Below are 13183 nucleotides of genomic sequence, written 5' to 3' on the forward strand. Positions count from 1 at the left end.
ATGCTGGCTTCTGCTTTCCTGACGGCGACAGGGCAATTGTTCTGGAAGTGGGGATTGACGGAGTGGATCTACATGGGTGTGGGTTTTCTATGTTACGGCATGGGAGCCATTTTGATGATTAAGGCATTCGCGCGCGAAAAGCTCTCGGTAGCTTATCCGCTGATGTGTGCCAGTTATGTGTTTGCTTTAATCTATGGATATTTCTTGCTAGGTGAAGAAATTACGGTACAAAAGCTTGCGGCTGTTGTGCTCCTGGGAATCGGGGTGACGTTAACCAGTGTGGATCGATAGTTGGATGATTGCTGTGTTAATCGTGATGACCCTATGCGGAGCAATGGGCGGGGCTGGGTTGAAATTTTACGCAACGAGTCGTAAACGACTACATGTGCTGATCGGACTTGGTTTTTATGGAACAGGTGCATTGCTTAACATTGTATTACTGAAGTTTCTGCCTTTAACCGTGGTATTGCCTGCGAACGCTTTAACCTACGTCTGGACCCTTATTATTGCAAGGTGGGCTTTTAAGGAGACGGTAGGACCAATGAGATGGATCGGCGTTATCTGTATAATGGGCGGACTATGCTTGCTGGTACTCTAGACCGGATTTTATATTTCTAATCTTTATCATTAACTATTGGATGTGAACGCATGAAATTTTTAGATTACATATTTTATGACCGTAGAGTGACTTGGACTGCTTTTGTTTTGTTCGCCGGTTTTGCTCTTTTTTATGGTTTGATGAATGGTTCTTATATTATGTATATCAGTCAAAACGCAGAGATGCTGGGAAAATATACACCGTTTAATACAGCGGTATTTCCACTTAACCTGTTTAATTTTGATCCTTCGATGTATTACGGAGATAACAGTTCTTCGGTTATTCACCCCTTAATATCTTATTTGGCGGTTACGCTCGGAGCTATTTCCAAGCTGCTGGGGGGCAATTGGTTTTTTCTGATTTTACAATCCCTTGTGAATGCAGGTTCAGTTGTTCTGGTTTTTATTTTTCTTAGCCAAAATGAAAAGAAATCTACACATACACCGTTGTTGTTCGCGTTGCTGTTTGGGTTCAGCTCGTATTTAATGTTTACGGCCTTTATCCCGGACTCGTATCCGTATGTGCAGTTTGTTATTCTTCTGTCTGTTCTATACTTGCAGTATTCGCGGGCACAGCAGGACGTCCGTTATGTCCCGAATGCACTACTTGCGACAATTAACTTTGGATTAACTTCGACTAATATCGTACCGTTTGCCGGAGCTGTGTTCTTTAATATGCAGGCATGGCGTAGTAAGGCAGGTTGGAAAAAATATATCGGCATTATGTCACTCGCCGTACTGATGATTGTGGTGTTAACAGCCATTCAGTATGTTGCATTTGGCGGCCGAAGCTGGATAAGCAACTGGTTGTTAGGTATTCAAAATGGGGGCACGAGTTATGCGACACCTTTCCAGTGGGCGGCACATTATAAAGCGTTGGTATTGCTGACCATCAATCCGATGTTATCTCCCCAAGTGTACTTGCTTGATCCGGGTATGGTCGCATTTGTCACAGACCTTACCCGCTCTAATCCGCTTTATGTTCAAATTACGGGTATATTTCTTTTGTTCCTTGCGCTAGCAGGTTTCATTCGTGGTATACGCGAGCGCAGTGTGTGGACGTTAATGCCGTACATTATATTTGCTTTCCTGCTTCACCTTGTTGTAGGATTCGGGCTGGCTGTGTATCAGTATGATATGTACCTGTATGCCGGACATTATTTGTTTGCTTTTTATCTGCTTGGTGGTATGTTTATCAGCAGTCTGCGCTCCGGGTTGGGTAAAAAAGTACTGATTGGACTGCTCGTAGCATCCTTGCTCGTCACGGTTGGCAACAACATCTATCGTCATTTCGAAACCCTGTCGACGATTAAACAATCTTATGAACAGCTGGAACAGCAACGTTCAGCACAGCGATGAGCAGATCGGGAAAGAATTGAAAGAACAGCGTGGCACAGCACATGATGATATCCTGTGTAGTAATACAAAAAGAAAAAGGCTTCTTGAACTTACGTTCAAGAGGCCTTTTTTGCGAAACTTAGGTACTGCTAAATACACAAATCAAGCAATGATTTTCGTTTTTTTCGCATTTTCAGCAGAACGTTTCGTTAAGCTGCTTAATGGTCGTTTTAACAAGAGAGCAAGAATAAGACTAAGCGCTATGAACAGACATAACCACAGGATGTCCTTTATGGCTGTTGACCATAGAATACCACCGACAGCTTCACGTAGCAGACTGATAGCATAAGTGAACGGCATGAACGGATTTAACGCTTGAAAAAAGGGCGAAGTCATGCTGATTGGGAAAGTACCACCCGAACTGGAGAACTGAAACACCATGAAGATAATAGCGATGCCTTTGCCAATATTACCGAATACAGATAAAAGCGTATATGTGATCGTGACAAACACTGCACTCACTAGCATGGCAAATACAATAAACAACCATTGATTTGCGACATACGTTCCCAGAATCCAGATGTCTCCCGCTGTAACACATATCGCCTGCAATAAACCAACGGTTAAGAAAGTAGCTAGACGACCGAGATACAGTTCATATCCGCGGTATGTGCCCTCCGGGTTTTCTGCTTCAGCACGCAGCAGGGAAATTAACAATGTTGAACCTACCCATAGTGATAATACGGCATAGAACGGTGACATGGCTGAACCGTAATTCGGGATGGGGTACAGGTGTTGTTCCTTAATCTGTACTGGACTCGCGAGGAATGCACTTTCCTCTTCAATATCCCCCCGCAACAATTTGGCGAGCTCGGCAAATTGATTATTGCCCTCGACTTCTCTTAATTTCTCGGCAGCCTTGCGGATTGCACTTTCCAGCTCTGGCAAGTCCTTACGAACAAGAGTAGCTACGCGATGTACTCCTTGTTGCACATAGGGCAGGTGATGCTGCACAAAGCTGGAAGCTTTGCTAATTTGCTTCTCAGCCTGAGGCAGATCATTACGAACAAAATCGGCAGCCGCATTTAATTTATCCTCCAGCTTGGGCAGATCACGTTGAATAAGGGAAGACACCACATTCCAAGCACGGATAAAGGATTCACTCTTAGTGCCAAGGGTTTGTAAAATCTCATGTACCTTAGCCTGAATGTCGGGTAGATCACCCTGAATTTTTTCCAGCTCCGTTTGACCAAATTGAATGCCCTCCTTCGCTGTAGCGAGAATTGCTGCAATGTCGGGAAGACGTTCCTTTGCTGCTTGCAACGTATTAGCTGACGTAGAGAGAACAGACTTTAGCTGATCGGTTGCATCCGTAAGCGCAGGAACAATCTGGCTATCAAAGGTGCTTAGGAAGCGATCGATCCCGGTGTTAATGTTTCTATTCATTTCATTTAATCGGGCAACAACATCTGCGGGAGGGATTGTATTCTCACGCAAGGCTGTACTGATGATCCCGGCCAGTTTTATTTGTTGCTGAAGTTGTTCGGATATCGTTTGTAATTGCTGTATCCTTGTTGCCAGTGGATGAGAGGGCAATAGAGCATCGATTTTGCCTAACAGATCAGACATACTGTCCATGATTTTTACTGCAGTGCCTAGACGAGAAGTAAGACGGTCGATGTCATCAGCGCTTGGCAACTTACTCCAATCGGTTCCTTTTAATTGTTCAAACATATCGCCAGCTACGTTTGTTATTTGCTGCACGAACATCAGATTTTGCCGAATCGTTGGCGTAATCGATTGGAAAGCTTCCTGACTGGAACTTGCAAATTGATTTAATCCATTAGCAAACTGCACTGCGTTATCAGAAATTTCGGACACCTTATCCAAATCCTGCTCAGCATCAGAAACGATAGCAAGAGCTTGATTGGTCTTATCCAGGGCGGTTTGAATCACTCCAGAAACTTGTCCGAAGTTGGCATCAACCTCTTGAATGCGGGCGACGGCTTGCTCTATTTCCGGTATTCGATCTTGTAAGGCTACCACCTCTGAAGCAGCCGCTTTAATCTGAGGCCAATATTGCTGTACTTTTAGTACATATCCAGCAGCTTCATTAATTTCAGGCAGTCGTTTCTCTAATTCAACAATTTTTTGAGCCTGTTTTACAATCTCCGGCATGGCTTGGTCAACTTCGAGCACTTTCTGACCAGCTGTCTGGATTTCAGGCAGATTGTTCTCCAGCAAAAAGATGCCACTTTCCATTTTGCGTAGCGTTGGCAACTGTGCATTAATCTCTACGCCAGCTTCCTTCAGCTTGGTAAGCACTGTTTCACTGACGGCTTCAGTAAAATTCTCATTAATCTGCGTTGTAATGGCGGATACACCCGAACCGGTTATTTTGGGAGCGATGGCATTGACCTTTTCATTGACTGTGTATATGACTTCCGGCCGATCCAGTTTTCCATCCACAATGCCCGTGATCCGTGATGAAAAATCAGCAGGAATGAGCAGGCTGGCATAATACTCACCGGTCTGAACACCGCGGCTAGCTTCGGCTTGATTCACAAATGTCCATCCCAGCTTGTGGTTGTGACTTAAACTATTCATTAACTCATCGCCAATATTAATGGCAGTACCCGTAACCGTGGAACCCTTGTCTTCACTAGTTACGGCGATTTTGATGCCTTGTGTATTACTGTACGGGTCCCAAACGGATTTGACATTTACCCAGTCGTACACACCTGGCAGTAATATGATTGCGACGATCAGAAATATACCTGTGGGTACTTTGAAAATATGTAGCCAGTCTGTCTTGTAAATATGCCATATGTGACGCATGGTGTCCTCCTTTAAAATAATGAAGAGAGCTGTAACAGTGGAGGTAAAGGTTTACCTTCCTTACGTTGTTTGCTCCCTAAGCTATATGTATATCGGAAAAAAGACGGATTTAATAAATGAGTGTGTGTATAAACTTTCCCCAATTGAAAGGAGACTGATTCATAGTCTTCATAGATTCAGGAGAAGTATTTGAAAATAGGGGACAGGTGGTGTTATTTGGATTAGAAACAGGTTGTAATTGTCTATGGATAAATATGCAGGTTTGTTGTATAATTATAAATGACGAATGACATGTGATGTGACATGGATGTTTTTTCGCCTAAATGCTGATTCTAATAAGACGAAGCAGAGGATTTGCACCTGCGATGGTGAGGTGTTGACAGAGGGTTGTCTTTCTGTCATAATTCATGAAGACAAACGGGCATATTGAGACAGAACTCTGTGAGGTTCCTCATATGCACGACATGAATAGCACCTTTAAATCAGTCCCGTGAGACTGGCAAGGTAACGTGAACGATCCATCATTTATTTGTTGCGGCAGATATAATGATGCATCCCGAGAGTAAACTTTCTTCAGCGACGTCTGAAGTTTGGAGACTCCTTGCCAATAAACACGGCAAGGAGTCTTTTTTGTTCTCCTCGTCACGGGGCCATGGTTTCGAAGGAAAATCCTGAGGAGGCTGAACGCATGAGCACAGAGACACATGTCATTATGGATGAAACGGCGATTCGCCGCGCATTGACAAGGATTGCCCATGAAATACTGGAGAAGAACAAAGGCATCGACGATTGCGTGCTGGTTGGAATCCGCACCCGCGGAGTATATCTGGCCGAACGAATCGCCGCCAAGATCGAAGAGATTGAAGGCGCCAAAGTTCCCTGGGGAGAACTTGATGTAACCCTCTATCGTGATGACCGACTGGATGATAACCAGACGAATCGCAAGGAACTGTTGATTATGACACCTGAATCACTTTCCATTCATAACAAAAAAGTGATTTTGTTCGATGATGTGTTGTACACCGGACGCACAATACGAGCTGCGATGGATGCGCTGATGGACTGTGGAAGACCACAGAACATACAGCTGGCAGTACTTGCAGACCGTGGACACCGGGAACTACCGATCAGGCCTGATTTTATTGGCAAAAACGTGCCGACATCCAAATCAGAAGAGATCGAGGTTGCACTCATGGAGACAGACGGACAGGATGAGGTCAAAATCATACAGAACCGAGGGGAGCAAGCATGATGATTACACAGACAGCGTTGAAAGACCGGAGCTTGCTTGGATTGAAAGACATTAGCCGTGACGAAATCGAGTCTATTCTGAACCGCGCAGCCCACTGGGAAGCACAGAAGGAAAAACTCGTTCCGATCCTGGAGTCCCGCTTTGTAGCGAACATGTTCTTCGAGAACAGTACCCGCACCCGATTTTCATTTGAAATGGCAGAGAAGCGACTGGGAGCTCAGGTATTGAACTTCACAGCAGCTGCATCAAGTGTAGAAAAGGGAGAGTCGATCTACGACACGGTTCGAACACTTGAATCCATGGGGATCGATGCAGGGGTCATTCGCTTGAAACCGGCTGGTGTCTTGCAACAACTGGCTCAAAAGGTCAGTGTGCCGTTAGTGAATGCGGGAGATGGCAATAATGAGCATCCGACGCAGGCGCTCCTTGATCTCTATACGATGCGGAAGGCATTTGGTGAACTGAAAGGTTTACGTGTCTCGATCATCGGAGATATCATGCATAGCCGGGTAGCACGCTCTAACTTGTGGGCACTGCAAAAGTTTGGTGCAGATGTACGTTTCTGCGCACCGCAAACGATGCAGGCACCGGAGCTTGCACAGCACGCACCTTATGTAGGTCTTGAAGAAGCGCTGGATGCTGACGTAGTCATGATGCTCCGGGTTCAACTGGAACGTCATCAACATGGCCTGATCACTTCAGCTGAGGATTATCGCGAACACTACGGATTGACGGAAGAACGGGCGTCACGCCTGAAGCCAAGTACGATTATTATGCACCCTGCTCCTGTGAACCGTAACGTTGAAGTCGATGATGCGGTTGTAGAGAGTGAAGCATCACGAATTTTCCCACAGATGGCAAACGGAGTTCCGATCCGAATGGCGGTTATGGAACGTGCGATGAAGCTGTAACAGGGCCTAGCATAGAGTCATAGGCTGGCGAGACGATGTTCTTGCACACCAACGAAAGAGTAGACGATAAAACATTCATCTAGCGGATCTATCCTGCTGGACAGAACCGAAGCGGAGGGCAATTATGGTACAGGTGATAAAAAACGCAAACGTCTTGAATCAACAAGGGGAACTTGAACGGAAAACCATTCTTATAGAAGAAGGTAAAATTAAAACGATAGCTGGCCCGGAAGATGAAATCGTACGGAACGCCGAGAAGTCAGCAGAGCAGGTAACGGATGCATCAGGCAAGCTGGTGATCCCTGGATTAATCGATATGCATGTGCATCTACGCGAGCCTGGATTCGAACATAAAGAGACGATCGAAACAGGAGCTCGCTCCGCTGCGCAAGGCGGGTTTACAACCATTGCCTGCATGCCAAATACAAGACCGGTAACCGATACACCTGAGGTTGTAGAACTGGTACTGAACAAAGCAAAAGAAGCAGATTTGGTTAAAGTGTTGCCATATGCGGCGATTACCAAAAACGAACTAGGCCGTGAATTGACCGACTTTTCCGCATTAAAAGCTGCGGGTGCGATTGGTTTCACGGACGACGGAGTTGGCGTACAGAATGCGCAAATGATGAAGGACGCCATGAGCCTCGCAGCCAGCATGGATATGCCCGTGATTGCCCATTGTGAGGATGATTCTCTGGTAGTTGGAGGGTATGTCACCGAAGGTGAATTCTCCAAACGCCATGGTATCAAAGGCATCCCGAACGAGTCAGAAGCCATTCACGTAGGCCGCGACATCCTGCTCGCAGAAGCAACAGGTGTACACTACCATGTGTGCCATGTCAGTACAGAACAATCGGTTCGTCTGATTCGTCTGGCGAAATCGATCGGCATCAAGGTGACTGCTGAGGTATGTCCACACCACCTTGTTCTATCCGATGAAGACATTCCAGGCATGGATGCAAATTGGAAAATGAACCCGCCACTGCGCTCACCACGTGATGTGCAGGCTTGTATCGAAGGTTTGCAGGATGGAACGCTCGACATGATCGTGACTGACCATGCACCCCATAGTGAAGAAGAGAAAGCCAAAGGCATGGAGCTCGCACCATTCGGTATCGTTGGATTCGAAACGGCCTTCCCGCTGCTGTACACCAAGTTTGTTGAAACGGGATTGTGGACGTTAGACTTTCTGGTCAAACGTATGACGGCTGATCCGGCTCGCGTATTCCGACTGGATACTGGCAAGCTCGAAGCAGGAGCACCTGCCGATCTGACGATGATTGATCTGAATCAAGAGAAGGCGGTTGATCCGGCAACGTTCGCAACAAAAGGCAGAAACACACCGTTCACGGGCTGGAAGCTGAAAGGCTGGCCGGTACAAACATGGGTGAATGGCAAAAGTGTATGGAATAACACGTTAGAGCAATAAAACAGCACTATGCTGACGTAATACATCGTTAAAAAGATACAATGGCAATTATAACAACTATTTTTTTAACGAACTAAAAGCTTAATCAGTAATAACTTTTTATGAATAAACTCAAGGCAAGTTCAGGCCTTGAGTCAAATATACGCAACAAAGAAAAGTTGAAATCTGCTTTTGAACATAGACTCGAACGTAACTGCGGAGTGGGCAGAAAGAACCCGAAGAAGCGAAGCGTTCGCCTTTATCACCGGATTTTTCCCTTTGGCAAAGGGCATCAAAAAAATCCGGGGATAACAGCGATCGCAGGGTTTTCTGACCACGAAGCTACAGCTAACGTAACGTCGCAAATGTTCAACTCCAAGAATTCAACTTTGATAAACACAGAGGGAGTGAAATGGGATGCAGGGACAGGCAAGATTATTGTTGGAAGACGGCACGCTGTTCACCGGAAAAGCATTTGGTGCGGAAGGTGAAACGACAGGAGAGGTCGTTTTTAATACGGGAATTACAGGCTATCAAGAGGTACTTTCAGATCCTTCATACTGTGGCCAGATCGTAACGATGACGTATCCATTGATCGGTAACTACGGGATTACCCGGGATGACTTTGAGTCGATTCGTCCGTACGTGCACGGTTTCGTAGTACGACGCCATGAGCCAACGCCAAGCAACTGGCGTGCAGAGTACAGCGTGGATAATCTGCTGAAAGAATACGGTATCGTAGGGATCAGCGAGATTGATACACGGATGTTGACTCGCCGGATTCGTCACCACGGTACAATGAAGGGAATTCTCACAACAGGATCGAAACCTGTCGAAGAACTGCTGGAGATGATGGGGGACACTACGATTGAGCAATTGCGTAACCAAGTGCCTATGACATCTACAGAGCATGTGTACAATAGCCCGGGAACAGCAGAACGTATCGTACTGGTCGACTACGGCGCAAAAACAGGGATTTTGCGTGAACTGAGCAAACGTAACTGTGACGTTGTTGTCGTACCACACGACGTAACAGCTGACGAGATTCGTCGCCTAAATCCGGATGGCATTCAATTGTCCAACGGCCCTGGGGACCCGAAAGACGTACCTCATGCCGTGAACATGATCAGCGAGTTGCTCGGTGAATATCCGATCTTCGGTATCTGCCTGGGTCACCAGTTGTTCGCCCTGGCAGCAGGCGCAGACACGGAAAAACTCAAGTTTGGACACCGCGGAGGCAATCACCCGGTTAAAGAACTGGAGAGTGGACGTTGCTTCATCACATCCCAAAACCACGGTTACACGGTAAACGAAGAGTCTGTGAAAAGCACAGATCTTGAAGTTACACATATCAACAATAATGACAAGACCATCGAAGGTCTGAAACATAAAAAATATCCTGCCTTCTCCGTACAGTATCACCCGGAAGCAGCGCCAGGACCTTATGATAACAGCTACCTGTTTGATCGTTTCATCGAGATGATTCGTGAGCACAAGATCACTAACCCGCAAAAGCCGCGTCAAGCCGTATTGGCAGCCGCAGTGAAAGGAGCGCAATAACATGCCGATTAACAAAGATCTCAAAAAAATCCTGGTGATTGGTTCCGGTCCAATCGTCATCGGTCAAGCAGCCGAGTTCGACTATGCCGGTACGCAAGCTTGCCAGGCTCTGAAAGAAGAAGGCGTGGAAGTTGTACTCATTAACAGTAACCCTGCAACAATCATGACGGATACCAATATGGCTGACAAAGTGTACATTGAGCCAATTACGCTGGATTTTGTAACCCAAATCATTCGTCAGGAACGTCCAGACGGTTTGTTGCCAACACTGGGCGGCCAAACAGGTCTGAACATGGCTGTTGAACTCGCACGTGCGGGTGTGCTTGAACGTGAAAACGTGAAATTGCTCGGAACACAACTGACGTCCATAGAAAAGGCGGAAGACCGAGATCTGTTCCGTGATCTGATGCGTGAGCTGGAACAACCCGTACCAGAAAGTGTCATCGTTACAACACTGGAAGAATCACTGGAATTTGCTGGTGAGATCGGTTATCCAATCATCGTGCGCCCGGCCTATACCCTTGGCGGAACAGGCGGCGGAATCTGTGCAAACGAAGAAGAGTTGCGCGAAACCGTAGCAGCCGGAATTCGTTACAGCCCGATTGGTCAATGTCTGGTAGAGAAAAGCATCGCCGGTATGAAAGAAGTCGAGTACGAGGTTATGCGTGACAAAAACGATAACTGCATCGTAGTCTGCAACATGGAAAACTTTGACCCGGTAGGCGTTCATACAGGTGACAGTATCGTTGTGGCGCCGAGCCAAACGTTGTCTGACCGTGAATACCAAATGTTGCGTTCCGCTTCCCTGAAAATCATCCGTGCCCTGAATATTGAGGGAGGATGTAACGTTCAATTCGCACTTGATCCGCACAGTTTCCAATATTACGTAATCGAGGTTAACCCGCGTGTAAGCCGTTCTTCGGCGCTGGCTTCCAAAGCAACAGGTTATCCGATCGCAAAAATGGCTGCCAAAATCGCGATGGGTTACACACTGGATGAGATCGTTAACCCGGTTACAGGCCAAACATACGCTTGCTTTGAGCCAACACTTGACTATATCGTAAGTAAAATTCCACGCTGGCCGTTTGACAAGTTCACATCGGCGAATAGGAAGCTGGGTACACAGATGAAAGCAACAGGCGAAGTTATGGCGATTGGACGTACGTTTGAAGAGTCCATTCACAAAGCGGTTCGTTCCCTGGAGATCGGTGTACACCGTCTGTACCTGAAAGGTGCAGAAACACTGGATGAAACCACGCTGAACGAACGTCTGATGAAAGCAGACGATGAACGTATGTTCCTGATTGCGGAAGCTTTCCGCAGAGGTTATACGCTGCAACAACTGCAGGATCTGACCAAGATCGACTGGTGGTTCCTGGATAAAATCGAAGGACTTATTAAGTTCGAAGACCGTGTTCGCGCTGAATCCGAATTGACTTCCGAAACGCTCTATCAAGCGAAACGTCTTGGTTTTACGGACCGTGCTATCGCTGAATTGCGTGCCGAAGGTCAACCTGGTGGTACATTGACGACCGAAGCAGAAGTCAGAGCACGTCGTGAAGAGGAGAACCTTCGTCCGGTTTACAAAATGGTAGATACCTGTGCGGCCGAGTTTGAAGCAACAACGCCATACTACTACTCGACATATGAAACAGAGAATGAAGTCATTCCTTCCGACAAGAAAAAAGTCGTGGTGCTGGGTTCCGGCCCGATCCGGATAGGTCAAGGTATTGAGTTCGACTACTCCACAGTACATGCAGTATGGGCTTTGCAGAAAGCAGGATACGAGGCGGTTATTATCAATAATAACCCGGAGACTGTATCCACAGACTTTAACACTTCTGACCGCTTGTACTTCGAACCGCTGTTCTTCGAGGATGTGATGAACGTCATTGAACAAGAGCAACCGGTAGGTGTTATCGTACAGTTCGGTGGTCAAACGGCTATCAACCTGGCAGCACCGCTGCGCAATGCAGGAGTAACGATCCTGGGAACGGATCTGGAAAGCATTGATGAAGCAGAGGATCGCAAGAAGTTCGAGCGGTTGCTCTCCCGTCTGGAGATTGCACAGCCGAAAGGTAAAACGGTCACTTCCGTAGACGATGCTGTGGAAACAGCTCAATCACTCGGATATCCTGTACTCGTTCGTCCTTCGTATGTCCTGGGCGGTCGTGCAATGGAGATTGTATACTCCGATGCAGAACTCTTGACTTACATGGAGCAAGCGGTAAAAATCAATCCAGAGCATCCGGTTCTGATCGACCGTTACATGCTGGGTAAAGAAGTGGAAGTAGACGCCATCTGTGACGGTGAAACGGTACTGGTTCCAGGCATCATGGAGCATATCGAACGCGCAGGGGTACACTCCGGTGACTCGATTGCGGTATATCCACCGCAGCATCTGTCGGCAGATCTGAAAGAAAAAATTGTAGAGATCACGATCAAAATTGCCAAGGAACTGAAAACCATCGGTTTGGTAAACATCCAGTTTGTTATTCACGAGGGTCAAGTTTATGTTATCGAGGTTAACCCGCGTTCTTCCCGGACGGTTCCTTTCCTGAGTAAAGTAACGAACATACCAATGGCGAACCTGGCAACACAAGCGATCTTGGGTGTGAAACTGAAAGACCTGGGTTATGTAGATGGTCTGTGGCCGGAAGCGGATCACGTATCGGTAAAAGTACCTGTGTTCTCCTTCGCGAAGTTGCGCCGTGTTGAACCAACTCTCGGACCTGAGATGAAATCAACAGGTGAGGTTATGGGACGTGACCCGAACTATGCGAAAGCTCTGTTCAAAGGTCTGATCGGTGCGGGAATGAAAATTCCAGCTACTGGAGCCATTGTGGTTACTGTCGCAGACAAAGACAAGGACGAAGCAGTACCTTTGCTCGAAGGTTTCTACAGACTGGGATACAAAATCATGGCAACTGGCGGAACGGCAGCTGCTCTTCAAGCGGCTAACATTCCAGTAACCGTTGTGAACAAATTGAGCGAAGGCTCACCTAACATTCTTGATATGATCCGCAGTGGTGAAGCGAACTTTGTGTTCAATACCCTGACTAAAGGTAAAACGCCACAACGTGACGGATTCCGTATCCGCCGTGAAGCGGTTGAGAATGGTGTGGTATGTATGACTTCCCTGGATACCATTCGTGCGTTGCTGATTATGCTACAAACGATCAATTTCTCCTCGGAGGCTATGCCAGCCTTTGTATAATGAATAGTCACTTGATGAAGGACATCAGTCAGCCTGCGGGCTGGCGGGATGTCCTTTATATC

9 protein-coding genes are annotated in these 13183 nt (G+C 46.8%); 8 read left to right on the forward strand and 1 reads right to left on the reverse strand.

The annotated features are described in order from the left end of the window. The 3 genes from H7T88_RS14285 to H7T88_RS14295 are packed head-to-tail and all read left to right on the forward strand — an operon-like array spanning position 1 to position 1956. Positions 1–291 carry an EamA family transporter gene (locus tag H7T88_RS14285; protein ID WP_090923793.1) on the forward strand — a complete coding sequence of 97 codons (291 nt, stop codon included), beginning with the start codon at positions 1–3 and terminating at the stop codon, positions 289–291. A gap of 4 nt (positions 292–295) precedes the next feature. Continuing rightward, the gene (locus tag H7T88_RS14290; RefSeq protein ID WP_090923794.1) at positions 296–598 is read left to right on the forward strand and encodes an EamA family transporter; all 303 of its coding nucleotides are present in this window, start codon (positions 296–298) and stop codon (positions 596–598) included. A 50-nt stretch (positions 599–648) separates the two neighbouring features. Next, positions 649–1956 carry a DUF6080 domain-containing protein gene (locus tag H7T88_RS14295; protein WP_221788976.1) on the forward strand — a complete coding sequence of 436 codons (1308 nt, stop codon included), beginning with the start codon at positions 649–651 and terminating at the stop codon, positions 1954–1956. Positions 1957–2097: 141 nt separating this feature from the next. Here the strand turns inward: H7T88_RS14295 and H7T88_RS14300 are convergent, their stop codons facing one another. Further along, positions 2098–4773, reverse strand: a complete 2676-nt coding sequence (locus H7T88_RS14300; protein ID WP_221788977.1) for a YhgE/Pip domain-containing protein — start codon at positions 4771–4773, stop codon at positions 2098–2100. 688 nt (positions 4774–5461) lie between these two features. On the opposite strand from H7T88_RS14300, the gene pyrR reads away from it, so the two are divergent. The 5 genes from pyrR to carB all read left to right on the forward strand — a co-directional run bounded on the left by pyrR (position 5462) and on the right by carB (position 13121). After that, entirely contained in the window at positions 5462–6025 is a 564-nt protein-coding gene (gene pyrR / locus H7T88_RS14305) for a bifunctional pyr operon transcriptional regulator/uracil phosphoribosyltransferase PyrR (RefSeq protein WP_154888148.1), read from the forward strand. Next, positions 6025–6936 carry an aspartate carbamoyltransferase catalytic subunit gene (locus H7T88_RS14310; protein ID WP_423246140.1) on the forward strand — a complete coding sequence of 304 codons (912 nt, stop codon included), beginning with the start codon at positions 6025–6027 and terminating at the stop codon, positions 6934–6936. The genes pyrR and H7T88_RS14310 overlap by 1 nt, the downstream gene beginning before the upstream one ends. Positions 6937–7060: 124 nt before the next feature. Next, positions 7061–8365: a dihydroorotase gene (gene pyrC, locus H7T88_RS14315; RefSeq protein ID WP_221788979.1), complete on the forward strand. Its 1305-nt coding sequence runs from the start codon at positions 7061–7063 to the stop codon at positions 8363–8365. Between the two features lie 396 nt (positions 8366–8761). Beyond that, positions 8762–9904, forward strand: a complete 1143-nt coding sequence (carA, locus tag H7T88_RS14320) for a glutamine-hydrolyzing carbamoyl-phosphate synthase small subunit (protein WP_090923731.1) — start codon at positions 8762–8764, stop codon at positions 9902–9904. A 1-nt stretch (position 9905) separates the two neighbouring features. Then, positions 9906–13121, forward strand: a complete 3216-nt coding sequence (carB, locus tag H7T88_RS14325; RefSeq protein ID WP_221788980.1) for a carbamoyl-phosphate synthase large subunit — start codon at positions 9906–9908, stop codon at positions 13119–13121. Positions 13122–13183 lie beyond the last annotated feature (62 nt).

The organism is Paenibacillus cucumis (ex Kampfer et al. 2016), from assembly GCF_019748695.1.
Lineage (GTDB): Bacteria > Bacillota > Bacilli > Paenibacillales > Paenibacillaceae > Paenibacillus > Paenibacillus polysaccharolyticus.

Bases quoted from the DNA above. Each gene is read 5' to 3' on its own strand.
- H7T88_RS14285 (WP_090923793.1), top strand. From the start codon at position 1: ATGCTGGCTTCTGCTTTCCTGACGGCGACAGGGCAATTGTTCTGGAAG.
- carB (WP_221788980.1), top strand. From the start codon at position 9,906: ATGCCGATTAACAAAGATCTCAAAAAAATCCTGGTGATTGGTTCCGGT.
- H7T88_RS14295 (WP_221788976.1), top strand. From the start codon at position 649: ATGAAATTTTTAGATTACATATTTTATGACCGTAGAGTGACTTGGACT.
- H7T88_RS14300 (WP_221788977.1), bottom strand. From the start codon at position 4,773: ATGCGTCACATATGGCATATTTACAAGACAGACTGGCTACATATTTTC.
- carA (WP_090923731.1), top strand. From the start codon at position 8,762: ATGCAGGGACAGGCAAGATTATTGTTGGAAGACGGCACGCTGTTCACC.
- pyrC (WP_221788979.1), top strand. From the start codon at position 7,061: ATGGTACAGGTGATAAAAAACGCAAACGTCTTGAATCAACAAGGGGAA.
- pyrR (WP_154888148.1), top strand. From the start codon at position 5,462: ATGAGCACAGAGACACATGTCATTATGGATGAAACGGCGATTCGCCGC.
- H7T88_RS14310 (WP_423246140.1), top strand. From the start codon at position 6,025: ATGATTACACAGACAGCGTTGAAAGACCGGAGCTTGCTTGGATTGAAA.
- H7T88_RS14290 (WP_090923794.1), top strand. From the start codon at position 296: ATGATTGCTGTGTTAATCGTGATGACCCTATGCGGAGCAATGGGCGGG.